Source organism: Variovorax sp. GW821-FHT10D07, from assembly GCF_059415325.1.
This window is the reverse complement of record NZ_JBWKMZ010000002.1, coordinates 885415-911669: the sequence shown is the minus strand read 5'-3', so window position 1 is coordinate 911669 and position 26255 is coordinate 885415. Positions and strand designations below refer to the sequence as shown.

Below are 26255 nucleotides of genomic sequence, written 5' to 3'. Positions count from 1 at the left end.
CGTCATGGACCCGAAGCGCCGCTGAAACGACCATTCCTTCACCCCGCAACGTCGCGGGCATCCACCGAAGGAATCGTCACCATGAACACCGCCGCCCACGACCCCGTTGCCATCGCCCAAGGCTATATCGCCGTCTGGAACGAGACCGATCCCGCGCGCCGCGCCGCGCTGCTCGAAGCCGGCTGGTCGGCCGACGCGCAGTACGTCGACCCGATCATGCAGGGCAGCGGCCATGCGCAGATCAGCGCGCTGGTCGGCGCCGTGCACCAGCGCTACCCGGGCTTCCGCTTCAACCTGCTGGGCAAGGCCGACGCGCACGGCGACCACGTGCGCTTCTCTTGGACGCTCGGGCCGAGCGGCGCCGAGGACCTGATCCAGGGTACCGACTTCGTGCGGCTGGACGCGGGCAAGCTGCGCTCGGTGACCGGCTTTCTCGACAAGGTGCCGGTCGGCGCCTGAGTCAGTCCGTGGTGCCGGTGCCGCGGCCGCGCCAGAGCTTGCGGTAGACCGTGGCGCGGCTGATGCCCAGCGCGCGTGCCGCCTCGGCCACGTTGCCGCGGGCATCGGCCACGGCCTTGCGGATCAGCGCGGTTTCCACGTCGCGCAGCCGCGGGCGGGCCTCGGGCGCGGCGGCACTGGCACGGCTGCCGTCGCCGCGCTGGGGCCGCACCTGCACCCGCAGGCCCGACCACAGCGGCACCTCGAGCACCGCATCGCCGCGCCGCGCGGCATCGAACAGCATGTCGAGCGGCAGCGCGAACAGGTCGTTGCAATGCAGGCTGCCCTGGCTGCGCGCCAGCGGCTGGTGCAGCATTTGCCGCGCCGCAGCATTGGCGCCCGTGACGTTGCCGCCGCCGTCGATGCACAGCAGGCCCTCGGCCGCCTCGCTGGTGGGGCAGCCGGGCCAGGCCAGGCGCAGCAGCATCTCGCAGGGCGAGCGCAGCACCAGCGCGTTCTCGATGCTGCGCGCCGACAGGGTCGCGAGGTGGCGCAGCTCGGGCCGCTCGGCCACCTGCACGCCGGTCAGGTCGAGCATGCCGATGCAGTCGCCCTGGGGACCGAACAGCGGCGCGCCGGCGCAGCTGTAGACGCTGGTGTCGTCGAAGAAATGCTCGCCGCCGTGCAGCCAGACCGATTCCTGCTCGGCCAGCGCGGTGCCGATCGCGCTGGTGCCGATCGCGCGTTCCGACAGGTCGACGCCGATGCGCGCGATGTTGCGCGCATAGCGGCTGGCGTCGTCGGTGCCGTCGGGCAGCAGGCCCACGTCGACCACGATGCCCTCGGCATCGGTCAGCACGGCGAAATAGCGGGTGTCGGCGATGGCGCGCGACAAGCGTTCGATCACCGGACGCGCGGCCGACACCAGGGCGCGGTTGCGTTCCGCCACCGCGCGCTGGGCGCTGCGGCCCACCGGCTCGAAGCTCACGCGCTGCTGCGGCTGCTGGCCGGCCTCGATGCAGCGCTGCCAGGAGCGGGCGATCCAGGGTTCGATGCGGCTGCCGGGCGGGGCGCGCAGATCGACGGCATCGCCATGGATCAGGGCCTGCCGGGCCTGGGCGATGGCCAGCGAGCGCTCGGGTGTCGGCAGGGCGTTGGAAGCGAGCATCTGTTTGCGGGGGCGCGTGGGGCGCCCGTTTTGTGGACCTGCCGAACGGCAAGCTGTTTCATTTTGAGAATTTCAGGCCCCCGGCGCAAGCGTCGAGGGTTTTGCCTAGGATAGTGCAGGGGGTCGGCATCCAAGATGCCCTCGGGGCCCGCCCATGCCGCTGCGAGGTGCGGGCCTGTCAGCCATCACCCTTCACGGAGACAGCCACATGCAGGTAGCCCTCAAGGTCAACGGCCGCTCGGTCACCGTCGACGCGCCACCCAACACCCTCCTCGTGCACGCGATCCGCGAGCACCTCCACCTCACCGGCACCCACGTCGGCTGCGACACCGCCCAGTGCGGCGCCTGCACCGTCCACGTCGACGGCCGGGCCGTCAAGTCGTGCAACATCCTGGCGGCCCAGGTGGCCGGCGCCGAAATCACCACCATCGAAGGCGTGGCCCAGCCCGACGGCACCATGCACCCGATGCAGGCCGCGTTCAAGGAATGCCACGGCCTGCAATGCGGCTTCTGTACGCCGGGGATGGTCATGAGTGCCATCGACCTTTGCACCCACCACCCGAAGTCGAGCGAATCCGAGATCCGCGAGCTGCTCGACGGCAACCTGTGCCGCTGCACCGGCTACCAGAACATCGTCAAGGCCGTGGTGATGGGCGGCGAGGCCATGGCCTCGGGCAACCCGGTTCCGGTCCAGGCCACGGCCGCGGCCTGAGGAGCACGACATGGGTGCCTCCGACTTCGCGAATCTGCCGCACATCGGCGACGCGCTCCGGCGCAAGGAAGACTACCGGTTCCTGACCGGTGCGGGCAACTACACCGACGACATCACGCTGGCCAACCAGTCGCACGCGGTGTTCGTCCGTTCTCCGCACGCGCATGCGCGTGTCGTCTCGGTCGACATCGCCGACGCGCTCACGATGCCCGGCGTGGTCGGCATCTTCAGCGGCAAGGACATCGAGGGCAAGATGGGCGGGCTGCCCTGCGGCTGGCTGATCAACAACCCCGACGGCACGCCGATGAAGGAGCCGATGCACCCGATCCTCGCGATCAACAAGGTGCGCTATGTCGGCGACCACGTCGCGATGGTGGTGGCCGAGACGGTCGAGCAGGCGAAGAACGCCGCCGAGGCCGTGGTGGTCGAGTACGAGGTGCTGCCCGCGCTGGTCGGCGTGGCCGACGCGGCGAAGAAGGCCGGCGGCGTCACGATCCACGACGAGGCGCCCGACAACCAGTGCTACAAGTGGGCGCTGGGCGACAAGGCGGCGGTCGATGCCGCCTTCGCGGGCGCCGCGCACGTCACCAAGCTCGACCTGGTCAACAACCGGCTGATCCCCAACCCGATCGAGCCGCGCGTGGCCATCGGCAGCTACAGCCGCGGCACCGACGACTACACGCTCTACGTCTCGAACCAGAACCCGCACGTCGAGCGGCTGCTGATGACGGCCTTCGTGCTGGGCCTGCCCGAGCACAAGGTGCGCGTGATCGCGCCCGACGTGGGCGGCGGCTTCGGCTCGAAGATCTTCCTCTACGCCGAGGACGTGTGCCTGACCTGGGCCGCCAAGCAGCTCAACCGCAACATCAAGTGGACTGCCGAGCGCTCGGAATGCTTCCTGTCGGACGCGCACGGCCGCGACCACGTGAGCCATGCCGAGATGGCGATGGACAGTCAAGGCAAGTTCCTCGCGATGCGCGTGCACACCGACGCCAACCTCGGCGCCTACCTGTCGACCTTCTCGACCGCGGTGCCGACCATCCTCTACGCCACCTTGCTCGCGGGCCAGTACACCACGCCGCAGATCTACGTCGAGGTCGATGCCTGGTTCACCAACACGGCACCGGTCGACGCCTACCGCGGTGCCGGCCGGCCCGAGGCCACCTACCTGCTCGAGCGGCTGGTCTCGCGTTGCGCCTGGGAGATGAACCTGGGTCAGGACGAGATCCGCCAGCGCAACTTCATCACCGCCTTCCCGTACCAGACGCCGGTGGCGCTGCAGTACGACACCGGCGACTTCCATGCCTGCATGGACAAGGCGCGCAAGCTGGCCGAGGTCGAGGGCTATGCCCAGCGCAAGTCGGCCAGCGAGGCGGCCGGCAAGCTGCGCGGCATCGGCTACTCGAGCTACATCGAGGCCTGCGGCATCGCGCCGTCGAACATCGCGGGCGCGCTCGGCGCGCGCGCGGGCCTGTTCGAGTGCGGCGAGATCCGCGTCCATCCGACCGGCAGCGTGACCGTGTTCACCGGCTCGCACAGCCATGGCCAGGGCCACGAGACCACCTTCGCGCAGGTGGTGGCGGCGCGCCTGGGCATCGCGGTCGAGGCGGTCGACGTGGTGCACGGCGACACCGGCCGCGTGCCCTTCGGCATGGGCACCTACGGCTCGCGCTCGATCTCGGTCGGCGGCGCGGCCATCATGAAGGCACTCGACAAGATCGAGGCCAAGGCCAAGAAGATCGCGGCCCACCTGATGGAGGCGAGCGACGCCGACATCGAGTTCGCCAACGGCGAGTTCACGGTCAAGGGCACCGACAAGAAGATCCCGTTCGGCCAGGTGGCGCTGACGGCCTACGTGCCGCACAACTATCCGCTCGACAAGCTCGAGCCGGGTCTCAACGAAACCGCCTTCTACGACCCGACCAACTTCACCTTCCCGGGCGGCACCTACATCTGCGAGGTCGAGATCGACCGGCAGACCGGCGAGGTGCGCGTGGACCGCTTCACCGCGGTCGACGACTTCGGCACCATCATCAATCCGATGATCGTCGAGGGCCAGGTGCACGGCGGGCTGGTGCAGGGCATCGGCCAGGCGCTGCTCGAGAACTGCGTCTACGACAACGAGACCGGCCAGCTGCTCACCGGCAGCTTCATGGACTACGCCATGCCGCGCGCCGCCGAGTTCCCGCAGTTCAAGCTCGACACCGTCTGCACGCCCTGCACCCACAACCCGCTGGGCACCAAGGGCTGCGGCGAGGCGGGCGCGATCGGCTCGCCGCCGGCGGTCATCAACGCCGTGCTCGATGCGCTGGCGCCGCTGGGCGTGAAGGACTTCGACATGCCGGCCTCGTCGAGCCGCGTCTGGGAAGCGATGCAGAAGGGCAGCGGCAGCGCCGCCAGCGACCCGGTGGCGCAGCAGCCCGCGCTGGCCGCCAGCACGCAGGGCCGTCCGGCCGTTTGACCAACCCCACATACAAATAAAGAAGGAACCACCCCATGTACGCCTTCACGTTCGAACGGCCCGCGGCCCTGGCCGACGCCGTCAAGCTGGCAGAAGCCGGCGGCAAGCCCCTGGCGGGCGGCCAGACCCTGCTGGCCTCGATGAAGCTGCGCCTGTCGGCGCCCGAACAGCTCGTCGACCTCGGCGGCATCAAGGAACTCACCGGCATCAGGAAGGATGGCGATGCCATCGTCATCGGTGCCATGTCGCGCCACCTCGACGTGGCCAACAACGCCGAGGTGAAGGCCGCTTTCCCGGCGCTGGCCGACCTGGCCTCGCGCATCGGCGACCGGCAGGTGCGGGCGATGGGCACCATCGGCGGCTCGGTGGCCAACAACGATCCGGCCGCCTGCTATCCGAGCGCGGTGCTGGCAACGGGCGCGACCGTGGTCACCACGAAGCGCGAGATCGCGGCCGACGACTTCTTCCAGGGCCTGTTCACCACCGCGCTCGAGGACGGAGAGCTGATCACCGCGATCCGCTTCCCGATCCCGAAGCGCGCGGTCTACGAGAAGCTGCGCCAGAAGGCCTCGCATTTCCCGCTGGTCGGCGTGTTCCTCGCGCAGTACGACAGCGGCGTGCGCGTGGCCATCACCGGCGCGGGCAACGGCGTGTTCCGGCACGCGGGGCTCGAGGATGCGCTCAACAAGAGCTTCACCGCCGCCGCCGCGGCCGGCGTGAAGATCGACGCCAGCGAGCTCAACACCGACCTGCACGCCACGGCGGCCTACCGCGCCAACCTGATCAACGTGCTGACGCAGCGCGCGGTGACGAAGGCGCTGGGCTGACGCGGACGGGTTGACCGATCGCGAGAGCGGCGCGAAGCACGCCTTCGCGCGGCTTTCGCGTCCTTCTTGCGTTGCGATGTCCGCGGCGCCGGCCGTGCATTACCCTAGGCCATGACCTTCGAGACCATCGACTCCCTCACCGACGGCCTGCTGCGCGCCGGCTACTACGCCGACCGCCGGCTCGCGACCGCCGTGTTCCTCGCGCTGAAGCTGCAGCGCCCGCTGCTGCTCGAGGGCGAGCCCGGCGTGGGCAAGACCGAGCTCGCGAAGGCGCTGGCCAAGGCGCTGCAGCGCGAGCTGCTGCGGCTGCAGTGCTACGACGGCCTCGAGCAGCGCGAGGCGCTCTACGAGTGGAACTACGCGGCGCAGCTGCTGCACATGCGCGCGGTCGAGGCCTCGGGCGCGGTGCGCGACGTCGAGGCCGAGGTCTACCAGCCGCACTACCTGATCCGTCGCCCGCTGCTGCAGGCGCTGCAGGCGCCGGCCCCGGGCGCGGTGCTGCTGATCGACGAGGTCGATCGCGCCGACGAGCCCTTCGAGGCCTTCCTGCTCGAGTACCTCGGCGAGTACCAGGTCAGCATTCCCGAGCTCGGCACCATCCGCGCCGAGGTGGCACCGGTCACCATCCTCACGAGCAACCGCACGCGCGAACTCAACGACGCCGTGAAGCGGCGCTGCCTCTACCACTGGCTCGACTATCCCGAGCGCGAACGCGAACTGGCCATCGTGCGTGCCCAGGTGCCGGGCGTGGGCGAGAAGCTGTCGGCGCAGGTGGCCAACTTCGCGGCCCGCCTGCGCAGCGCGCCCTTCGTCAACGCCTTCCAGCGCGCGCCCGGCATTGCCGAGAGCGTGGAGTGGGCGCGCGCGCTGATCGCGCTCGACACGATCGAGCTCGATCCCGAGGTGGTCTCCGACACCGCCGGCATCCTGTTCAAGCAGCGCGACGACGTGGCGGCGCTGACGCGCGAGCTGGCGAGCGAGCTGCTGAAGCCGGAACCGGAGCAGGCCGGCGCGTGAGATGAGGGCGCGATGCAGCAACTAGGCGACGCCCGCACCGGCAAGCTGGCCGGCAACATCGCCGCCTTCGGCCGGGCGCTGCGCCGCGCGGGCGTGCGCACCGACGCCGCGCGCATCGCGCTGGCCGAGGAGGCCGCCACGCTGGTCGGCGTGGAGCGCAGGCTCGACCTGAGCGCCGCGCTCGAGGCCGTGATGGTCAGCCGCGAGCAGGACCGGCTGGTGTTCCGCGAGCTGTTCGACGCCTGGTTCCGCGACCCCGAGCTCGCCAACAAGCTGCTCGCGCAGATGCTGCCGAGCGCCGAGGGCAAGGCCGAGCCGTCGAAGCGCCGGCCGCGCGTGCGCGAGGCGCTGGCCGCGCCGCGCGATCCGCACAAGCCGGCGTTGGCCGCGCTGCCCGACAAGGAGGTCGAGTTCGACGCCGCCATGACCGCGAGCGATCGCCAGCGGCTGCACCATGCCGACTTCAACGCGCTGGGCGCGGCCGAGTACCGGCTGGTCGAGCGGCTCGCGCGCGACATCTCGCTGCCGGTGCCGCGGCTGCCGACGCGGCGCCTGCGCCCGGCCGGCGAGAGCGGCCGCCATGCGCGCATGCACTGGCCCGGCGTGCTGCACGAGGCGGCGCGCACCGGCGGCGAGATGCTGCGGCTGCCGCGGCTGGCGCGGCGCGAACAGCCGCTGCCGCTCTTGGTGCTGGTCGACGTCTCGGGCTCGATGGAGCGCTATGCGCGGCTGCTGCTGGCCTTCCTGCACGCGGCCACGCGGCGCGCGGGTCGGCGCGACGTGTTCGCCTTCGGTACCGGGCTGACCGACCTCACGCCGGCCTTCCGGCTGGCCGACACCGACGACATGCTTGGCGCGGCCAGCCTCGCGATCGACGATTTCGCGGGTGGCACGCGGCTCGGCAGCTCGCTGGCCGAGCTGCGCCAGCGCCACGCGCGCCGGCTGACCGGCCGCCGCACGCTGGTGCTGGTGATCAGCGACGGGCTCGACACCGGCGAGCCGGCCCAGCTCGCGCAGGAGTTGCAGTGGCTGAAACGCCATTCGCGCCGGCTGCTGTGGCTCAACCCGCTGCTGCGCTTCGAGGGCTACGCCCCTTTGGCGCGTGGGGCCGGCGTCCTGCACCGCCATGCGGACGCGATGCTCGCGGTTCACAATCTCAGCGCACTCGAACAGCTGGCCGCGAGTCTCGCGGCGCTGATGCGGTCGGGACGCTAGCGTTCTCCCGGCCGCGACGGGACAGGATCACAAGAAGGAAAGACCACCATGGAAATGCTCGGTAACCGCCGGCTCGCCATCACCCAGCAGCAGGCCTGGGAGGCGCTCAACGACCCGGAAACGCTCAAGAAGTGCATTCCCGGCTGCGACAAGTTCGAGCTGACCGGCGAGAACACCTACAGCGTGGGCCTCGCGGTCAAGATCGGCCCGGTGTCGGCCAAGTTCAGCGGCAAGGTGATGCTCTCGGACATCGTCGCGCCCGACGGCTACAAGCTCACCTTCGAAGGGCAGGGCGGCGTGGCCGGCTTCGCCAAGGGCGCGTCGAGCGTGACCTTGCGGCCGCTGGCCGATGCCGCGCCGGCGGCGGCGCCCGTGGACGCCCCCGTGGCCGAGGGCGCGGAAAGCGCGCCCGCCGCCGCCCCGGTCGGCTGCGAGCTCGACTACACCGTGCAGGCCCAGGTCGGCGGCAAGATCGCCCAGCTCGGCCAGCGCCTGATCGACGGCGCGGCCAAGTCCACGGCCGACGATTTCTTCAAGCGCTTCGAAGCCGAAATGCAAAGCCGCTACGGCCCGCCGCCGGCCGCCGCGTCCGAGAATGCGGAAGCGCCGGCCGAGAAGACCGGCGCGGTGGCCGGCTTCATGAAGAAGATCGGCCTCGGCAAGAAATCGGACAAGGACGCCGAGCCCGGCACGGGCGGCGACTCCAGCGGCGGCTGAGACCGCCGCCAGGCTCCGGCTCCCACGAAAGAAGACGCGATGGAAAACCTCGACGTGATGGTGCTGCGCACGCTGCGCGACTGGCGGCGCGCCGGCAAGCGCGCGCTGCTGACCACGGTGGTGCGCACCTGGGGCTCGTCGCCGCGGCCCGTGGGCTCGATCATGGCGCTGGCCGAGGACGGCGCGGTGGTCGGCTCGGTCTCGGGCGGCTGCATCGAGGACGACCTGATCGCGCGCTACAGCCACGCCCACGGCCAAGCCGAGGAGGTGCCGCTGGGCGCGCCGCCCGCGCTGGTGAAGTACGGCATCACGGCCGACGAGGCGCACCGCTTCGGCCTGCCCTGCGGCGGCACGCTCGAGCTGCTGCTCGAGTACGCGCCCGACGCGGGGGCGCTCGACACGCTGGTGTCGCAGCTCGAGCAGGGCCGGCTGATGCGGCGCACCGTCGAGCTGGCCACGGGCGTGGTGCGGCTCGAGGAGGCCAAGGCGCCCGACGAACTCACGGTGAACGACACCGAGCTCGCCAACACCTTCGGCCCCGAGTACCGCATGCTGCTGATCGGCGCCGGCCAGCTCGCCGAATACCTCGCGACCATGGCCAAGTTCAGCGGCTTCGCGGTCACGCTGTGCGATCCGCGCGCCGAGTACCGCACCGCCTGGTCGCTGCCGGGCGTGCAGATCACCACCGAGATGCCCGACGACGCGGTGCTGGCCTTCCGGCCCGACCGCCGCAGCTGCGTGGTGGCGCTCACGCACGACCCCAAGCTCGACGACCTCGCGCTGCTCGAGGCGCTGCAGAGCGACGCCTTCTACGTCGGCGCCATCGGTTCGCGCCGCAATGCCGACGCGCGGCGCGACCGCATGATCGAGCACTTCGACCAGACCACCGAATCGCTGGCGCGGCTGCGCGGGCCGATCGGCATCTACATCGGCAGCAAGACGCCGCCCGAGATCGCGGTCAGCGTGATGGCGGAAATTCTCGCGGTGAAGAACGCCGTGCCGCTGCCGCGCGAAATGGAAGTGGCGCGCGCCAAGGAACGGCTGCTGCCGGCCTGAGCCGCAGGGGTCTATTCGACGCCGAGCAGGTCGTAGATGCGCCGCACGTAGAGGCCGAACTCGGCGCTGGTCTTGATGTGCAGCGTGCGCGGCGCGGGCAGCTCGATCGGAAAGAAGTCGGCCATGCGCGCCGGCCCCGCGGTGAGCACCGCGCAGTGCGAGCCGAGGAACACCGCCTCCTGGATGCTGTGCGTGACCACCACGAAGGTGGTGCGGCTGCGCTCCCAGATCCGCAGCATCTCGAGGTTCATCTTCTCGCGCGTGAGCGCATCGAGCGCGCCGAAGGGCTCGTCCATCAGCACCAGCTTGGGTTCGTGGATCAGCGCGCGCGCGATCGCGGCGCGCTGCTGCATGCCGCCCGAGAGTTCGTAGGGCCGCTTGTCGGCGAAGCCCGCGAGGCCGACCATCTCGAGCAGCTCGTGCGCGCGTTGCGTGGCGGCCTTGCGGTCGAGGCCGAGGATGTCGGCCGGCAGCAGCACGTTCTCGAGGATGGTGCGCCACTTCAGCAGCAGCGGCTGCTGGAACACCATGCCCACGTCGCGGCCCGGCTCGAAGGCCTGGCCGCCGCCGATCTCCAGCGTGCCGCCGTCGTGGCCGTGCAGGCCCGCGAGGATCTTCAGCAGCGTCGACTTGCCGCAGCCCGAGGGGCCGACCAGCGACACCATGTCGCCCGCATGGATGTCCATCGTGACGTCGGAGACCGCGAGGAATTCCTGGTCGCGGCGGCGATAGACCTTGCGCAGGCCGCGCATGCGGATCAGCGGCAGCTCTGCCTCAGTGCGGGCCTGCGCGCGAACGGGGGCCTGGGTCATGCGAGCCACCGTGCGAGGTTGTCGCGCACGAAGGCATCGTCGGCGAGGTCGCCGTGCGCGGCGTACACGCGGTCGATCTCGGCCGACTGGCCCGCGCCCAGGCCCTCGGCCGGGTCGAGGCACCAGATGCCCTCGAGCAGGCCCTGGCGCCGCAGCACCTCGTGGCAGCCCGCGATGCAGCCGTGGAAATTGTTCGCCACGTCGAAGAAGGCGGCGTTGCAGTCGGTCACGCGCGCATCGAGCGCGAGCAGCTCGGGGCCCAGCGTGCCGTGGCCGGCCGCCAGCTCGGCCTGGATGCGCGCGAGCAGCTGCACCGCGCCCGCGGTCCACACCGACCAGTGGCCCAGCAGCCCGCCGCGAAAGCGCACCTGCACCGGCGCGCCGTCGCGCATGGCCGCGAAGGGCAGGGCGAGGTCGAGCACGATGTGGTCGTCGTTGCCGGTGTAGAGGAACACGCGCTCCTCGGCGCGCGCCTCGACCACGCCGCGCACCACGTCGATGGTGCGGTAGCGGTTGAAGGGCGCGACCTTGATCGCGAGCACGTTCGGGATCGAGGCGAAGCGGCGCCAGAAGTCGCTCGACAGCACCGGGCCGCCGACCACGGTCTGCAGGTAGAAGCCGATCAGCGGGATCTCTTGCGCGACCGCCTCGCAGTGGGCGATCAGCGCGTCTTCCGAGGCGCCGGCCAGCGCGGCCAGGCTCAGCAGGCCCGCGTGGTAGCCGAGCGAGACGGCGGTGCGGGCCTCGGCGCTCGCTTGCGCGGTCGGGCCGCAGAGGCCGGCGATCATCGCCATCGGCCGGTCGCTCCAGGCCAGGCGGTCGGTCATTGCGGCCTCGAGCACCTCGGCATAGAGGCCGCGCTCGCGGATCGCGAACTGCGTGGTGTGCACGCCGACCGCGAGCCCGCCCGCGCCGGCATCGACGTAGTAGCGCGTGAGCGCGCGCTGGCGCCGGCGGTCGAAGCGGCGTTCGGCGTCGAGCGCGAGCGGATGGGCAGGGATCACGGTGCCCTTGGCGAGCAGCGCGAGCACGTCGGCGGGCAGGTCGGAGCGGTTCAGTGGCATGTGCGAAGTCCTCAGCCGAACTCGGGGCCGGCAATGGCGTGGATGAACGAGGGATGACCGGCTGGCGCCGCCACGCCCGCGGGCGGCAGCGCCATGCGCGCGAAGCCGCGCTGGGGTTCGAAGCCGGCCGCGCGCAGTGCCTGCGCGAGCTGTGCGCGGCCGTCGGGCACGTCGATCAGCACCGGGCCGGCGATACCGGCGAGCGCGCGCGGCAGCAGCGCGCGGGCATGGGCTTCGTCGGCCGCGAGCAGCGGGCCGATGTGATGGGCGACGCGGCCCTCGCGCACGACGGCGAAGGCCAGGCCATCGCGCACGCAGCGGCTGCCCGGGCGCGCGAGCAGGTCGGCGAGCACCTGGGGGCGGGCGAGGCCCAGGGCCTCGGTGTCGAGCGCGGCAAGCGGTGCGGCATCGGGCCGGTCGACCGGCGCGGGATCGGCCGCATGCGCGAGCGCCTCGCGGCGCCAGCGCGTGAGCCGCCACAGCGGCGCGAAACCGAAGCTCGCATAGAGCGGTTCGCCCTGCGGCGTGGCATCGAGCATCGCGACGAGGCCCTGCGCGCGCACGCGCTCGAGGCAGTGCGCGAACACCGCGCGGCCCAGGCCCTGTCCGCGCGCGGCGGGGGTCACGAGGATCATGCTGATCCAGGCGGCACCGGGCTGGCCGCGCGGCGCGTCGGCCGCGCGCTCGAGCGGCAGCACCGCGCCGCTCGCGACGATCGCTCCTTCACCGTCGCGTATCGCGTGCACGCTGCCGAGCCGCTCGAACAGCCGCCAGTCCGCCGCGAGCTGGTTCCAGCCGCTGGCCGCGACCAGCGCGTCCAGCTGCGGCAGGTCGCGCGGCGAGAGCGCGTCCAGCGTTTCGACGAGGGTGGTGGCGGGCACGGTGTCTTCCTTCAGTACTTGCCGTCGCGCGATTCGAACTTGGTCGGCTTGCCGTACTGGCGCTGCTCGCGCGCGATCCAGTCGGCGACCCAGCCCACGAGCTGCGACAGCGGCACGCGCGGATAGCCGAACAGGCGCTCGGCCTCGCCGGTGTTCATGAGCCAGGCGGTGGGCGCCTCGCTGCCCGCGATCTGCACCGGCTTGCCGAAGCGGCGGCCGAACTCCTCGGCCAGCCAGCGGATCGAGGTGGTCTCGGGGCCGCTCACGTTGAGCGGCGAGGTCGGCACCGTCGCGGCCGCGAGGCAGCGCAGCGCCTGCGCGTTGGCGTCGCCCTGCCAGATCACGTTGACGTGGCCCATGGTCACGTCCACCGGCTCGCCGCGCCAGACCTTGCCGGCCACGTCGGCCAGCACGCCGTAGCGCAGGTCGATGGCGTAGCTTAGGCGGAACAGCCGGCCCGGCGTGCCGTGGCGCTGCGAGAAGTACTCGAACATGCGCTCGCGGCCCACGCAGGAGTTGGCGTATTCGCCGGGCGGATTGGGCGCCTCGCGCTCGTGCGCGCCCTGGCCGATCACCGGCACGAAGGGATAGACGCAGGCGGTGGAGAAGGCCACGATGCGCGAGCCGCGGAAGTGCTGCGCCACGAGCGCCGGCACGTGCGCGTTCATGGCCCAGGTCAGCGGGTTGTCGGCATCGGCGCCGAACTTGCGCCCGGCCATGAAGACCACGTTGGGCGTGCGCGGCAGCTTCGCGATCGCCTCGGCGTCGAGCAGGTCGCAGGCCAGGGTCTCGATGCCGTGCGCCTCGAGCGCCTCGCGCACGCCGGCCTCGCTGAAGCGTGCCACCGCGATCACGCGCCGGCCCGGCATCGCGTTCTTCGCCAGCCGCGCGAGCGTCGGGCCCATCTTGCCGCCGACGCCGAGCACCATCAGGTCGCCGTCGATGCGCGCCATGTCGCGCAGCAGGTCGCGCGAGGGCGTGGCGAGGTAGTCCTCGAGCGCGGCCTCGGTGTCGAAGCGTTCGGGGAAGGGGAGGTCGTCGAGCACGGGCGTGGTGTTGTTCATTGGATTCGGGCGTCCTGGGTGATGAAGAGGCGCTCCAGCAGCAGCACCAGCAGGTAGAGCAGCACGCCTAGGCCGGTGATGAGGAGCACGGCCATGAAGACCGCGGGGGTGTCGAGCGAGGCCTGCACCTGGATCATCAGGTAGCCCAGGCCGCGCTCCGACGCGATGAACTCGCCCACCACCGCACCCGCGACCGCGAGGATGGTGGCGACCTTCATGCCCGAGAACACGTAGGGCAGCGAGCCCGGCAGCTGGATGTAGCGGAACAGCTGCCAGCGCGAGCCCTTGAGCGCGCGCACCAGGTCGAGCAGTTCGGGCTCGGTCTCGTTGAGGCCGCGGATCGTGGTCAGCAGGATCGGGAAGAAGCACAGGCTGAAGGTGATCAGGATGTTCGGCCCGATGCCGTAGCTGAACCACACGATCACCAGCGGGCCCATCGCCACCTTCGGGATCATGTTGAGCGTGACCAGCAGCGGGAAGGCCACCAGCATCAGCCGCCGGCTGGTGACGAACAGCAGCGCGCAGAGGATGCCGAGCACCAGGCCCAGCACGTAGCCGCCGAACACCTCGAGCGCGGTCACGCCGGTGTTCATGAGCCAGGCGTGCTGCGGATTGGCCAGGGTGGCGAGCACCTTCGACGGCGCCGGCAGCACGAAAGGCTGGATCTGGAAGGCGCGCACCGCGAACTCCCACAGCAGCACGGCCGCGACGTGCACCGCGACCACCACGGCCCAGCGCTGCCAGGCGGGGCGTTCGCCGGACAGCGGCGCGGAGCTTGCGGTGGGCGGGGAGGCGCCGTCGGATGCCGTCATCTCAATTCCTGTGGAAGGAAACAATGCGGCGGATCATAGGCAGGCTGGCCGAGCGAGTCAACCAACTAGTTGATAAAAAGCGGCGCGAGGGCCGCGGGCGCTCAGGGCCGCAGCGCGTTGAGCGCGAACTCGATCACGTGGCGGCGGCGCTTGAGCAGCGCGCCGCGCGCGTCGAGCGGCGTGCCGAAGATGGCCGACAGCGTGTGGTTGTTCGAGAAGAAGAAGTAGGAGATGCCGGCGATCGAGATGTAGAGATTGATCGCGTCGAAGTCGGCGCGGAACACGCCCGCGGCCACGCCGCGCTCGAGCGTGGCCTCGAGCATCTCGATGAAGGGCGAGTGCATCTTCTGCAGCCGTTCCGACTCGTGCAGGTGCTCGCCGCGGTTGCGGTTCTCGTCGGCCAGCATGGCGATGAACTCGGGGTGCTCGGCCAGGTAGTCGAAGGAGAAGGCCACCAGCTGGGCCATCGCCTCGCGCGGCTCGAGCGCGCCGAGCTCCAGCTTCTGTTCCTTCTCGCGGATCTCGGCATAGACCGATTCGAGCGCCACCAGGTACAGCCCCTGCTTGCTCTCGAAGTAGTGGTAGACGAGCTGCTTGTTCACGCCCGCGGCGGAGGCGATCTCGTCGACGCGCGCGCCCGCGAAGCCCTTGGTCGCGAACTCGGCGACCGCGGCGGCGATCAGCGCCTGCTTGGCGGCGACGGGGTCGCGCTCGCGGCGCGTGGCGACGGGGGCTGCGGCCGCCGGTGTGGCGGCGGGTGCGGTGGCGGATTTGCGGGAGGTGGCGGAAGGCATGGTCGGATTCTGTCTCCAGGGCGGGAAGGCTTCGATTGCCTGTCAACCAAACAGTTGGTAATATGAATTTCAGGATCTGTTTGTACCTTCTTTTGGAGTGAGCTGCATGAAAAAGCTGTTGTCGGTGGCTGGCGCCGCCGCCGTTCTCGCGCTGCAGGGCCCCGCGGCATTCGCCGCCGATTCCATGAGCCTGATGCTCAACTGGACGCCCACGGCGGACCATGCGCCGCTCTACTACGCGAAGTCCAAGGGCTGGTATTCGGAGGCCGGCATCGACCTCAACATCGAGGCCGGCAAGGGCTCGGCCGTGTCGGCGCAGCGCGTGGGCACGGGCGGCAGCGAGCTCGGCATCTCCGACCTGCCGACCACCATTCAGGCGCGCGGCAAGGGCGCCGACGTGAAGGCGCTGATGGTGATCTACGCCAACAGCCCGCAGGGCTTCTACTGGCTCAAGTCCTCGGGCATCCAGGGGCCGAAGGACTTCGCGGGCCGCAAGATCGGCAACCCGCCGGGCGATGCGGCGCGCCTGATGTGGCCGGCCTTCGCCAAGAAGACCGGGCTCGATCCGGCCAGCGTGAGCTTCGTCAACGTGAGCCCGCAGGCCAAGGTGGCGGCGCTCAAGAGCAAGTCGGTCGACATCATCAGCGACTTCTACAACGAGCACGACCTCAAGGTGCGCGAGTTCGGCGACGACCTCGGCTTCCAGCCCTGGCGCGGCGCGGGCGTGAACGTCTACGGCAACTCGCTGATCGTCAACGGCGCCTACCTCGCGAAGAAGCCCGAGCAGGTGAAGAAGTTCGTCGCCGTCACGCAGCGCGCCTACGAGGCCTGCGTGAAGGACTTCGCGCCCTGCCTGCAGGCGCTGACCGCGAGCGTGAGCGGCCTGTCGCCCGACAACCAGCGCGACCAGTGGGAACGCATCAAGCAGCTGATGCGCGACGACACCACCACCAAGGTGGCGCTCGGCGCCTTCGACGGCGCGCGCGTGAAGGCCGACTACGAGCTGGTCTCGTCGCTGATCGGCATCGAGAAGCCCTACGACCCCGCGCTGCTGTTCAGCAACGACTTCCTCGACAAGAGCGTGCGCATGGCGCCCTGAGCGCCGCGGGCCTTCAGCCTTGGTAGGGCGGGATCGGCCCCTGATCCGAGGGCGCGGGCGGTGGCACGTCGCCGTGCTTCTGCCGTTCGCGGAACAGCGCGGCGCGCATCAGGAAGATGGTGGTGACGGGCGTGGTGAGCGCCACGAACAGCGCGATCAGGGTCGCGTGCAGGAACAGGCTGTGGCTCTGCACCGAGAAGTAGACGATGGTCGCGACCATCATCGACCACACGCCGCCGGTGGCGCCCAGGGTGGGCGCGTGGATGCGGCGGAAGAAGCTTGGCAGCCGCACCAGGCCGAAGGAGCCGATGGCCGCGAAGGCCGCGCCCAGCACCGCGAACACGCCGGTGGCGATCTCGGCCCACAGCGGCAGCGGGCCCACGACGAAGTCGCTCATTCGATCACCTCCCCGCGCAGCAGGAATTTGGCCATCGCCGTCGAACTGACGAAGCCGAACAGCGCGATCAGCATCGCGGCGCCGAAGTACACGTCGCTCGCGTAGACGATGCCCAGCACCAGCATCATCAACATGCCGTTGATGTAGAGGCAGTCGAGCGCCATCACGCGGTCCTGCGCGGTGGGGCCGATCAGCAGGCGCGCGACGGCGCACAGCATCGCCACCGCGAGCAGGAACAGCGCGAACTTGAGCGACCAGAAGAGGATGGGCGTCATGATTCGAAGATCTCCATCAGCGGACGTTCGTAGCGGCTCTTGATCTGGGCGATGAAGGACGCCTCGTCGTCGAGGTCGAAGACGTGGATCAGCAGGGTGCTGCGGTCGAAGGCCACCTCGCCCCAGGCGGTGCCGGGCGTGAGGCACATGATCATCGCGAGCACCGCGAGGCCGTTGGGGTCGCGCAGGTCCAGCGGTATGCGCAGGAAGTTCGAATGGATCTGGTCGCTGCGGCGCGTGAGCAGCGCGCGCGCCACCGCGAACACCGACAGCGACATGTCGTAGAGCACGACGCCGGCCAGCCGCAGCGCCACGCCGGGCCGGCGCATGCGCACGGTGGCGGGCCGCAGGCCCTTGGTCAGCAGCGGCACGGCGACGGCCAGCAGCAGGCCCGACACCAGGGTGCTGGCCTCGAGCGACTGGTTGAGCAGCAGCCAGACGACGAGCAGCGCGACCGACAGCGGCGGGGAGGGGATCAGGCGCTTCATGGCGTGCCGGCCTTCGTATCGCCCTTGGCAGCAGCGGGCACCGGGTTCGGCACCTGCCGCGCGCCCATCACCGCTTCGCGGTAGGCGCTCGGCGTGCGCAGGCCCTCGGCGGTGGCCATCGCGTGGCGCAGCACCGGCTCGGACCAGACGGTGAGCGCGATGCAGGCCGCGATCAGCCCGGCCACCGGCAGTACCTCGAGCGCGGGCAGCGAGGGCAGGTTGGCATGCGGCTGGGTCCAGAAATGGCGGATGCCGGTGCGCGTCAGCGCGATCAGCGCGAGGAAGCCCGAGGCGATCAGCAGCACGAGGAAGGTCCAGTCGGCGGCGGTGAGCGCGCTGGCGCTGCCCATCAGCCCCGAGAGCATCGCGAACTTGCCGACGAAGCCCGACAGCGGCGGCAGGCCCGTGAGCAGCAGCGTGCAGATCATGAAGCTCAGGCCGAGGAAGGCCACGCCGGCCGGGATGGCGCGGCCGTAGAGTGCCTGCGCGTTGTCGTCGAGGTTCACGTCGTCGAGCGCGCGCAGGTCCTCGGCCAGGAAGGGCGCATTGCCCGCGGCCTCGTGCGGCGCCACGCTCATGCCGGCGTTGCGCCAGCGCTCGATCATGTCGATCAAGAGGAAGAAGGCGGCCACCGCGAGCGTGGAGCTCAGCAGGTAGAACAGCGCGCCGGCCCAGACATCGGGCTGGCCCAGCCCGACCGCGGTGAGCAAGGTGCCGGCCGAGATCAGTACGCTGAAGCCCGCGAGGTTCGACAGCCGCTGCGTGCCGACGATGCCGATGGCCGCGACGAACAGGGTGGCGAGGCCGGCGCCGATCAGCACCACCTGGCCGAACTCGGCCGAGGCGCCGGTGTCGGGTGCGAACAGCACGGTCCACAGCCGCAGCACGGTGTAGACGCCGAGCTTGGTGAGCAGCGCGAACACCGCGCCCACCGGCGACACCGCCGCGCTGTAGGCCGGCACCAGCCAGAAGTTGAGCGGCCAGGCCCCGGCCTTGGCGAAGAAGGCGGTGAACAGAATGGCCGCGGCCGCATGCACCAGGCCGCGGTCGCCGGGCGCGAGCTGGGCGATGCGCAGCCCCAGGTCGGCCATGTTGAGCGTGCCGGTGGCGCCATACAGCATGGCCGCGCCGATCAGGAACAGCGAGGAAGCGGCGAGGTTGATCGCGATGTAGTGCAGCCCGGCCTGCACCCGCAGCCGGCCCGAGCCGTGCAGCAGCAGGCCGTAGGAGGCGGCCAGCATGACCTCGAAGAACACGAACAGGTTGAACAGGTCGCCGGTGAGGAAGGCGCCGTTCAGGCCCATGAGCTGCAGCTGCAGCAGCGGATGGAAGTGCACGCCCGCGCGGTCCCAGCGCGAGGTGGAGTAGATCGAGGCGGCGAAGGCGATCACGCCGGTCAGCGCCACCATCATGGTCGAGAGCCGGTCGGCCACCAGCACGATGCCGAAGGGCGCGCGCCAGTTGCCGGGCAGGTAGACGCCGATCGAGCCCGGGCCGCCGCCGGTGTCGGCCGCGTTGACCCAGCGCAGCAGCGCGAGCGCGGCCATGAGGCCCACCAGGCCCGAGACCACGCTGAGGAAGGACTTGGTGCGGCGGCGCTGCTCGCCCAAGAGCAGCATCAGTGCGGCCGTGAGCATCGGCACCAGGATCGGCACCGCCACCAGGTGCGGCATGCTGATCTCGAGCAACTGGTCGAGCAGGCGGAAGAGCTCGGTCATTCGCGCGCCTCTTCCTGTTCTTGGCGTTCCTCGCCGTCCACGTGGTCGGTGCCGGTCAGGCCGCGCGAGGCCAGCAGCACCACCAGGAACAGCGCGGTCATCGCGAAGCCGATCACGATCGCGGTGAGCACCAGCGCCTGCGGCATCGGGTCGGCCGTGTTGGCCAGCGTGGCCGCGAAGCCGGGGATCAGCACCGGCTCGCTGTCGACCTTGAGCCGGCCCATGCTGAAGATGAAGAGGTTGACCGCGTACGAGATCAGGGTCAGGCCCATGATGACCTGGAAGGTGCGCGGACGCAGCAGCAGGTAGACACCCGAGCCGGTCAGCACGCCGATCGCGAGGGCAAGCACGATTTCCATCAGCGCGCTCCCTCCGGCGTGGCGCCGGCCGCCAGCGCATCTGCTTCGGCCTGCGCCTCCTTCTCGGCCTGCTCGTCGGCCCAGCGATGGCTGCGCACCGACTGGTGCGCTAGCGCGGTGAGGATCAGCATGGTGGCGCCGAGCACCAGCGCGAACACGCCGATGTCGAAGAACAGGGCGCTGGGCACGTGGATGTCGCCGAGCACCGGCAGGTGCAGGTGGGCGGTGTGCGTGGTCAGGAAGGGGTAGCCGAAGAAGACCGCGCCGCTGCCGGTACCGAGCGCGAACAGCAGGCCGATGGCGATCCAGCGGCGCGGGTAGATGCGCAGGTGTTCCTCCACCCACTCGGTGCCCGAGACGATGAACTGCAGCACCAGCGCCACCGACATCACCAGCCCCGCGACGAAGCCGCCGCCGGGCGCGTTGTGGCCGCGCATGAAGAGATAGACCGCCACCAGCACCGACAGCGGCAGCAGCAGGCGCACCAGCACCGCGGGCACCATCAGGTAGCCGACGGCGGTGTCCTTGGCGCGGCGCGGGTTCAGCAGGTCGCTGCTGCCGTCGTCGGCCTGGGCGCGCTGCTGCGGCGGCAGCGCCATCGATTCGACCGCGGGCCGGAAGCGGCGCAGCAGCGCATAGACGGTGAGCGCCACCACGCCGAGCACGGTGATCTCGCCGAAGGTGTCGAAGCCGCGGAAGTCGACCAGCATCACGTTGACCACGTTGGTGCCGCCGCCCTCGCTGAGCGCGCGCTCGAGGAAGAAGGGCGAGATGCTTTGCGGGAAGGTGCGCGTCATCATGGCCCAGGCCAGCGCCGCCATGCCGCAGCCCGCGACGGTGGCCACCAGCAGGTCGCGGCCGCGCCGGCCCCAGGGACGCAGGCGCGCGCTCGCGGTCTGCACCGCGTCCTTGCTGCGCATCGGCAGCCAGCGCAGGCCCAGCAGGATCAGCACCGTGGTCACGGCCTCGACCACCAGTTGCGTGAGCGCGAGGTCGGGCGCCGAGAACCAGATGTAGGTGACGCACGAGACCAGGCCCGCGCCCGCGGCCAGCATCAGCGCCGCGAGCCGGTGGAACTTGGCCTGCCAGGCGGCGGCCAGCGCGCAGACGCCGCCGATCAACCAGGTCATGGCGAACATCGGCGAGAAGGGCAGCAACTCGCGCGTGCCGGCGGCCGCGGGCGTCTGCTTGAGCGCCGCGAAGGCGCCGGCCACGGCCACCACCACAAGCAGCAGCAACTGGGTCTGCATGCGGCGCGTGCCGAACAGGCGGCGGCTGCGGCGGCCGGCCTCGCTCAGCAGCGCGATCAGGTGCTCGAAGATCACCTGGCCGTCGAAGCGGTGCAGCAGTGGCGTGTGCTCGAGGCCGCCGGCCGCGCGCTGGCGGCGCTGCAGCAGGTAGAGCCCCGCGCCGCCCGCCAGGGCAACGAAGCTCATCAGGAGCGGCAGGTTGAAGCCGTGCCACACGGCGAGGCTGTACTCGGGCAGGATGCCGCCGACCACGGGCGCGGCCGCGGCGGCCAGCATCGGGCCGACCGACCAGGCCGGCGCCACGCCCACCACCAGGCAGATCAGCACCAGCAGCTCGACCGGCACGCGCATCCAGTGCGGCGGTTCGTGCGGGGGCTTGGGCACCTCGTTGCCGCAGGGCGCGCCGAAGAACACGTCGAACACGAAGCGCGCCGAATAGGCCACGCTGAAGATGCCGGCCAGCGTGGCGATCAGCGGCAGGCTGAAGTCGACCCAGGGCGTGGCCTGGATGAACACTGTCTCGGCGAAGAACATCTCCTTCGAGAGGAAGCCGTTGAGCAGCGGCACGCCGGCCATCGAGGCGCTGGCGATGATGGCCAGCGTGCCCGTGATCGGCATCAGCTTCATCAGGCCGCTGAGCTTGCGGATGTCGCGCGTGCCGGTCTCGTGGTCGATGATGCCGGCGGCCATGAACAGCGAGGCCTTGAAGGTCGCGTGGTTCATGACGTGGAACACCGCCGCCACCGCCGCGAGCGGGCTGTTGAGGCCCAGCAGCAAGGTGATGAGGCCGAGGTGCGAGATGGTCGAGTAGGCCAGCAGCGCCTTCAGGTCGCGCTGGAACATCGCGATGAAGCCGCCGAGCAGCAGCGTGATCGCGCCCGCGCCGCCCACCAGCCAGAACCACTGCTCGGTGCCCGAGAGCACGGGCCACAGCCGCGCCATCAGGAACACACCGAGCTTCACCATGGTGGCCGAGTGCAGGTAGGCCGACACCGGCGTGGGCGCGGCCATGGCCCGCGGCAGCCAGAAGTGGAACGGGAACTGCGCGCTCTTGGTGAAGGCGCCCAGCAGGATCAGCACCAGCGCCACCGGGTAGAGCGCGTGGGCGCGGATCACGTCACCCGAGGCCAGCACCACGTCGAGCTCGTAGCTGCCGACGATGCGGCCCAGCACCAGCACACCGGCCAGCAGGCACAGCCCGCCCGCGCCGGTGACCGTGAGCGCCATGCGCGCGCCGCGCCGGGCGTCGCGCCGGTGGTGCCAGTAGCCGATGAGGAGGAAAGAGAACAGGCTGGTGAGCTCCCAGAACAGCACCATCTGGATCAGGTTGCCCGAGAGCACCACGCCCATCATCGCGCCCATGAACGCGAGGAAGAACGAGAAGAAGCGCGGCACCGGATCGGAGGCCGACATGTAGTAGCGCGCATACAGCACCACCAGCGTGCCGATGCCCAGCACCAGCATGCAGAACAGCCAGGCGAAGCCGTCCATGCGGAACACGAGGTTCAGGCCCAGCGCGGGCAGCCATTCGATCTCGTGGCGCAGCACGTTGCCGTTGGCGAGCCGGGGGAACAGCCACGCCGTCTGCACCGCGCAGCCCAGCGCGACCAGCCCTGCGAGCGTGGACTCCCGATTGCGCGCGTTCGACGGCATCAAGGCCGCCAGCACGCTGGCAAGGAACGGGAGTGCGACGAGCAGGACGAGGGGCATTGCGGTCGATTCTATCGGCCGCCTCTATGGCGGACCCTATCTATAACCGCAGGACATAAGGCGGTTTTTTCGTGGTCGATCAGGCCGACAAGGCCCGCACGGTGCGGATGCCCAGCCAGGTCAGGCACAGCGATCCGCCCAGGTGCGCGGCGGCCGTGACCAGGGCCACGCCGAGCCGGCCTTCGAGCAGCATGGTCGTGACTTCGGCCGAGAAGCTCGAGAAGGTGGTGAGGCCGCCGAGGAAGCCGGTCACCAGCGCGAGCCGCCAGACCGGATCGAGGTTGGGCAGCAACTGGAAGGTGGCGATGGCGAGGCCGATGAGGTAGCCACCGATCAGGTTGGCGGCCAGCGTGCCCCAGGGCATGAGGCCGCCGGCGCCGAACCAGAGCGCGAGGCCCCAGCGGGACAGGGCGCCGATGGAGGCGCCGATGCAGATCGCGAGAATCGGAACGAGCATGCGGCGATTGTCGGGCCGGCGGGAGGCAGCTCAGGGCGCCATCTGTTGCGGCAGCCAGGTCACGAGCTGCGGCACGAAGTAGATGAGCAGCACCGCGGCCACCATCAGGAAGAACATCGGCAGCGTCACGCGCGCGATGTACAGCAGGTCCCTGCCGGTCATGCCCTGCAGCACGAACAGGTTGAAGCCCACCGGCGGCGTGATCTGCGCCATCTCGACCACCAGCACGATGAAGATGCCGAACCAGATCGGATCGATGCCCGCCGCGGTCACGGTCGGCATGATCACGCCCATGGTCAGCACCACCATCGAGATGCCGTCGAGGAAGCAGCCCAGCACGATGTAGAACAGCGCGAGCATCACCACCAGCTGGAACTTCGACAGGCCCAGCGAGCCGATCCACTCGGCCAGGTGGCGCGGCAGGCCGATGTAGCCCATGGCCAGCGTGAGGAAGGCCGCGCCCGCGAGGATCAGCGCCATCATGCAGTACAGGCGCGTGGCGCCCAGCAGCGCTTCCTTGAAGCTGTGCCAGTTCAGCGAACCCTGCGCGGCGGAGATCACGATCGCGCCGACCACGCCGACGGCCGCCGCCTCGGTGGCCGTGGCGATGCCGGCGTAGATCGAGCCCAGCACGCTGAGGATCAGCAGCGCCACCGGGATCAGCGACATCGAGGCCTTGAGCTTGTCGACGAAGGGCAGCTTCGCGTCCGCGGGCGGCACGCGCTCGGGATGGCGCAGGGCCCAGAACGCGATGTAGCCCGAGAACAGCAGCGCCAGCAGGATGCCCGGCACGACGCCCGCGATGAACAGCCGCGCGATCGACACGTCGGCGCTGACGCCGTAGACGATCATGATGATCGACGGCGGGATCAGCAGCCCCAGCGTGCCCGCGCCGGCCAGCGTGCCGATCACCATGTCGTCGGGATAGCCGCGGCGCTTGAGCTCGGGCAGGCTCATCTTGCCGATGGTGGCGCAGGTCGCCGCGCTCGAGCCCGAGACGGCCGCGAAGATCGCGCAGCCCACCACGTTGGTGTGCAGCAGCCGGCCCGGCAGCGCCTGCATCCAGGGCGCGAGGCCCTTGAACATGTCCTGCGACAGCCGCGTGCGGAACAGGATCTCGCCCATCCACACGAACAGCGGCAGCGCGGTGAGCGTCCAGCTCGAGGCCGAGCCCCAGATGGTGACGGCCATCGCGTCGCCCGCGGGGCGCGAGGAGAAGACCTGCATCGCGATCCATGCGACGCCCGAGAGCGTAAGGCCGATCCACACGCCGCTGCCCAGGATCAGGAACAGCGAGAGGATCAGCAAGCCGGCGATGGCGATGTCACTCATGGCGCAGCGCCTCCGTGCCCGCCACCTTGGCCGGGCGGCCGCGCCACTCGATCACGAACTCGTCGATCGCGGCGATCGCGAAGACGATGACGCCGAGCGCCATCGACAGCTGCGGAATCCACAGCGGGGTGGCGTCGTTGCTCGTGGAGATGTCGTGGTAGTCGAACGACTGCCAGGCCAGGCGCACGCTGTACCAGGCGAACAGCAGCGCCAGCAGCGCCGCCGCGCCCATGGCCCAGCGTTCAAGCCAGCGCTGCGCGGCGGGCGGCAGGTTCTGCAGCACCAGCGTCACGCGGATGTGCTCGGCGCGCTTGAGCGTATGGGCCAGCGCGAGGAAGCCCGCGCCGGCCATCAGGTAGCCGGCGTAGGCGTCGATGCCGGGGATGTTGAAGTGGAGCTGGCGGCCGATGATGGACAGGAGCACCGCCACCAGCAGGCCCACCATGAAAAGCGCCGCCAGGGCGGCGGCGCTCATGTAGAGAAAGTCGAGCGTCTTGCGCATCGGGTGCCGTCAGGACGTCCGCTCACATCTTCTTGTAGGCCTCGACCACGGCCTGTCCTTCGGCGCCGGCCTTCTCGGTCCATTCCTTGATCATGGTGTCGCCGACCTTCTTCATGTCGGACTTGAGCTGGGCCGAGGGCACGTGCACCGTCATGCCGTTCTTCTTGAGCAGGTCGAGGTACTCGAGGTTCTTCTTCTTCGACAGGTCCCAGCCGCGCTTCTCGGCATCGGCCGCGGCCTTGAGCACGGCGTCCTGCGTGGGCTTGTCGAGCGCGTCGAAGGCCTTCTTGTTCATCAGCACCGCGTTCTTCGGCAGCCAGGCCTGGGTGTCGTAGAAGTTCTTGATGTACTCGTAGGTCTTGGTGTCGTAGCCGGTCGAGCCCGAGGACATGTACGACTCGATCACGCCGGTGGCCATGGCCTGCGAGAGTTCGGCCTGCTGCACGGTGACGGGCTGGGCGCCGACCAGTTCGCCGATGCGCGCGGTGGCGGGGCTGTAGGCGCGCCACTTCACGCCCTTGAGGTCGGCGGCCGAGGCGATCTCCTTCTTGACGAAGATGCCCTGCGGCGGCCAGGCCACCGTGTAGAGCAGCTGGATGCCCTGTTCGGCGAGCTTCTTCTCGAGCGCGGGCTTCTGCGCCTGGTAGAGCTTCCAGGCCGCGTCGTAGCTGTCGGCCAGGAAGGGGATGCCGTCGGCACCGAAGAGCTGCCACTCGTTCTGGTAGTTCACCAGCAGGATCTCGCCGAGCTGCGCTTGGCCGCCCTGTACCGCGCGCTTGATCTCGGGCGCCTTGAACAGCGAGGCGTTCGAATGCACCGTGATCTTGAGCTTGCCCGCGCTGCCCTTGTCCACGTCGCTCGCGAACTGCGTGATGTTCTCGGTGTGGAAGTTGCTGGCCGGATAGGCGGTGGGCAGGTCCCACTTGGTCTGGGCGAAGGCCGCGGCGCCGAGGGTGAGGCCCGCGAGGGCAATGCCGAACTTGTGATTCATGAGCGCTCCGGTACGTGTGAAAGTGAAAACGAAAGCGAGCATACGTGCAAATTCCGGGCCACTTGCTGAGGCATTTCCCTGTCATGGCGCGCGCGGGCGTCGCGTGCGCGGGATGGCTTCGGGATGAAAAAAGCCGCCGCGCGGAAGCTCCGCGGGCGGCCCTGGCGAGGCCCGCCGCGCGGCCTCTCGAACCCGTCATGGACCTGCCGATGCGGGTCTCGATCGGCCTCGTTCCTTACGGCTTGGCCGCGCTCTTGGTCGCCTTGCCGCTCTTGGCGGCCACGGGCGCCTCGCCACCCGCGTAGGCCTTGCCGTTGACCGTGAGGCCTTCGGCCGAGAGCTTGGCCGCGGCCTTCTCCTTCACGCCCTTCACGCGCTGCATGAGATCGGCCCAGTCCTTGAACTCGCCCTGTTTGCGCGCATCGAGGATGCGCTTGGAGAGCGCGGGTCCCACGCCTTTGAGGCCATCGAGATCGGCTTCGCTGCCCTTGTTGACATCGACCGCCGCGAACGATGCGGCAGCGAACAGCAGGGCGGCCGTGGCCACGATTTTCTTGAACATGTTTGAACTCCCTCGTTGATGCTTTTGATGCGCCGACAAGACGTCGGCTTCGGCTCAACGAGGGCTCGGAACAGGGC

The 26255-nt window shown here is 70.0% G+C and carries 27 protein-coding genes; 9 read left to right on the top strand and 18 right to left on the bottom strand.

Features of this window, described 5'->3' with window-relative positions; all coding sequences use genetic code 11:
- Positions 1-81 precede the first annotated feature (81 nt).
- Entirely contained in the window at positions 82-459 is a 378-nt protein-coding gene (locus AC07PU_RS09580) for a nuclear transport factor 2 family protein (protein ID WP_093349196.1), read from the top strand.
- A 1-nt stretch (position 460) separates the two neighbouring features.
- On the opposite strand, the gene AC07PU_RS09575 is transcribed toward AC07PU_RS09580, so the two are convergent.
- On the bottom strand, positions 461-1606 hold the full coding sequence (locus AC07PU_RS09575; protein WP_495316992.1) for a helix-turn-helix domain-containing protein: 1146 nt from the start codon (positions 1604-1606) through the stop codon (positions 461-463).
- Positions 1607-1814: 208 nt separating this feature from the next.
- Between AC07PU_RS09575 and AC07PU_RS09570 the strand changes: the two genes are divergently transcribed.
- The 7 genes from AC07PU_RS09570 (at position 1815) to AC07PU_RS09540 (ending at position 9611) form a co-directional block, all read left to right on the top strand.
- The gene (locus AC07PU_RS09570; protein WP_093349201.1) at positions 1815-2318 is read left to right on the top strand and encodes a (2Fe-2S)-binding protein; all 504 of its coding nucleotides are present in this window, start codon (positions 1815-1817) and stop codon (positions 2316-2318) included.
- A gap of 10 nt (positions 2319-2328) precedes the next feature.
- Entirely contained in the window at positions 2329-4779 is a 2451-nt protein-coding gene (locus AC07PU_RS09565) for a xanthine dehydrogenase family protein molybdopterin-binding subunit (RefSeq protein ID WP_495316990.1), read from the top strand.
- 35 nt (positions 4780-4814) lie between these two features.
- On the top strand, positions 4815-5606 hold the full coding sequence (locus AC07PU_RS09560) for an FAD binding domain-containing protein (protein ID WP_495316988.1): 792 nt from the start codon (positions 4815-4817) through the stop codon (positions 5604-5606).
- Positions 5607-5717: 111 nt separating this feature from the next.
- Positions 5718-6623 carry an AAA family ATPase gene (locus AC07PU_RS09555; RefSeq protein WP_495316986.1) on the top strand — a complete coding sequence of 302 codons (906 nt, stop codon included), beginning with the start codon at positions 5718-5720 and terminating at the stop codon, positions 6621-6623.
- Between the two features lie 12 nt (positions 6624-6635).
- Positions 6636-7838, top strand: a complete 1203-nt coding sequence (locus AC07PU_RS09550) for a vWA domain-containing protein (RefSeq protein ID WP_495316984.1) — start codon at positions 6636-6638, stop codon at positions 7836-7838.
- Between the two features lie 48 nt (positions 7839-7886).
- Positions 7887-8555, top strand: a complete 669-nt coding sequence (locus AC07PU_RS09545) for an SRPBCC family protein (RefSeq protein WP_495316982.1) — start codon at positions 7887-7889, stop codon at positions 8553-8555.
- A 39-nt stretch (positions 8556-8594) separates the two neighbouring features.
- Positions 8595-9611, top strand: a complete 1017-nt coding sequence (locus AC07PU_RS09540; protein WP_395348299.1) for an XdhC family protein — start codon at positions 8595-8597, stop codon at positions 9609-9611.
- Between the two features lie 11 nt (positions 9612-9622).
- Here AC07PU_RS09540 and AC07PU_RS09535 read toward each other — a convergent pair whose 3' ends face one another.
- The 6 genes from AC07PU_RS09535 to AC07PU_RS09510 form a co-directional block, all read right to left on the bottom strand.
- A complete protein-coding gene (locus tag AC07PU_RS09535; protein ID WP_495316979.1) occupies positions 9623-10423 on the bottom strand; it encodes an ABC transporter ATP-binding protein in 801 nt (266 codons plus the stop codon).
- Positions 10420-11487 (bottom strand): dihydrodipicolinate synthase family protein, encoded by a 1068-nt coding sequence (locus tag AC07PU_RS09530; protein WP_495316977.1) that lies wholly within the window; start codon positions 11485-11487, stop codon positions 10420-10422. Before AC07PU_RS09530 ends, AC07PU_RS09535 begins: the two co-directional genes overlap by 4 nt.
- An 11-nt stretch (positions 11488-11498) precedes the next feature.
- Positions 11499-12368: a GNAT family N-acetyltransferase gene (locus AC07PU_RS09525; protein WP_495316975.1), complete on the bottom strand. Its 870-nt coding sequence runs from the start codon at positions 12366-12368 to the stop codon at positions 11499-11501.
- An 11-nt stretch (positions 12369-12379) separates the two neighbouring features.
- Positions 12380-13432 (bottom strand): NAD-dependent epimerase/dehydratase family protein, encoded by a 1053-nt coding sequence (locus AC07PU_RS09520; protein ID WP_495316973.1) that lies wholly within the window; start codon positions 13430-13432, stop codon positions 12380-12382.
- Positions 13429-14244, bottom strand: coding sequence for an ABC transporter permease (locus AC07PU_RS09515; protein WP_093349229.1), 816 nt, complete (start codon positions 14242-14244; stop codon positions 13429-13431). Before AC07PU_RS09515 ends, AC07PU_RS09520 begins: the two co-directional genes overlap by 4 nt.
- Positions 14245-14345: 101 nt before the next feature.
- Positions 14346-15038 carry a TetR family transcriptional regulator gene (locus AC07PU_RS09510; RefSeq protein WP_495316970.1) on the bottom strand — a complete coding sequence of 231 codons (693 nt, stop codon included), beginning with the start codon at positions 15036-15038 and terminating at the stop codon, positions 14346-14348.
- Positions 15039-15144: 106 nt separating this feature from the next.
- On the opposite strand from AC07PU_RS09510, the gene AC07PU_RS09505 reads away from it, so the two are divergent.
- Positions 15145-16137: an ABC transporter substrate-binding protein gene (locus AC07PU_RS09505; RefSeq protein WP_256222777.1), complete on the top strand. Its 993-nt coding sequence runs from the start codon at positions 15145-15147 to the stop codon at positions 16135-16137.
- Between the two features lie 13 nt (positions 16138-16150).
- Here the strand turns inward: AC07PU_RS09505 and mnhG are convergent, their stop codons facing one another.
- The 11 genes from mnhG to AC07PU_RS09450 form a co-directional block, all read right to left on the bottom strand.
- Positions 16151-16534, bottom strand: a complete 384-nt coding sequence (gene mnhG, locus AC07PU_RS09500) for a monovalent cation/H(+) antiporter subunit G (protein ID WP_093349234.1) — start codon at positions 16532-16534, stop codon at positions 16151-16153.
- On the bottom strand, positions 16531-16809 hold the full coding sequence (locus AC07PU_RS09495; RefSeq protein WP_057589592.1) for a K+/H+ antiporter subunit F: 279 nt from the start codon (positions 16807-16809) through the stop codon (positions 16531-16533). The genes mnhG and AC07PU_RS09495 overlap by 4 nt, the downstream gene beginning before the upstream one ends.
- Positions 16806-17297, bottom strand: coding sequence for a Na+/H+ antiporter subunit E (locus AC07PU_RS09490; RefSeq protein ID WP_495316966.1), 492 nt, complete (start codon positions 17295-17297; stop codon positions 16806-16808). Before AC07PU_RS09490 ends, AC07PU_RS09495 begins: the two co-directional genes overlap by 4 nt.
- Entirely contained in the window at positions 17294-19015 is a 1722-nt protein-coding gene (locus tag AC07PU_RS09485; protein WP_495316964.1) for a monovalent cation/H+ antiporter subunit D, read from the bottom strand. The genes AC07PU_RS09490 and AC07PU_RS09485 overlap by 4 nt, the downstream gene beginning before the upstream one ends.
- The gene (locus tag AC07PU_RS09480; RefSeq protein ID WP_057589595.1) at positions 19012-19374 is read right to left on the bottom strand and encodes a Na+/H+ antiporter subunit C; all 363 of its coding nucleotides are present in this window, start codon (positions 19372-19374) and stop codon (positions 19012-19014) included. Before AC07PU_RS09480 ends, AC07PU_RS09485 begins: the two co-directional genes overlap by 4 nt.
- Positions 19374-22334 carry a monovalent cation/H+ antiporter subunit A gene (locus AC07PU_RS09475; RefSeq protein ID WP_398498778.1) on the bottom strand — a complete coding sequence of 987 codons (2961 nt, stop codon included), beginning with the start codon at positions 22332-22334 and terminating at the stop codon, positions 19374-19376. Before AC07PU_RS09475 ends, AC07PU_RS09480 begins: the two co-directional genes overlap by 1 nt.
- 79 nt (positions 22335-22413) lie before the next feature.
- Positions 22414-22791, bottom strand: a complete 378-nt coding sequence (gene crcB, locus AC07PU_RS09470) for a fluoride efflux transporter CrcB (RefSeq protein WP_495316960.1) — start codon at positions 22789-22791, stop codon at positions 22414-22416.
- A 30-nt stretch (positions 22792-22821) separates the two neighbouring features.
- Positions 22822-24123: a TRAP transporter large permease gene (locus AC07PU_RS09465; RefSeq protein WP_495316957.1), complete on the bottom strand. Its 1302-nt coding sequence runs from the start codon at positions 24121-24123 to the stop codon at positions 22822-22824.
- A complete protein-coding gene (locus tag AC07PU_RS09460) occupies positions 24116-24625 on the bottom strand; it encodes a TRAP transporter small permease (RefSeq protein WP_093343416.1) in 510 nt (169 codons plus the stop codon). The genes AC07PU_RS09465 and AC07PU_RS09460 overlap by 8 nt, the downstream gene beginning before the upstream one ends.
- A gap of 22 nt (positions 24626-24647) precedes the next feature.
- A complete protein-coding gene (locus AC07PU_RS09455; protein WP_093343415.1) occupies positions 24648-25616 on the bottom strand; it encodes a TRAP transporter substrate-binding protein in 969 nt (322 codons plus the stop codon).
- A gap of 235 nt (positions 25617-25851) precedes the next feature.
- Positions 25852-26178, bottom strand: a complete 327-nt coding sequence (locus AC07PU_RS09450; RefSeq protein WP_495316953.1) for a ComEA family DNA-binding protein — start codon at positions 26176-26178, stop codon at positions 25852-25854.
- Between the last annotated feature and the right edge of the window lie 77 nt (positions 26179-26255).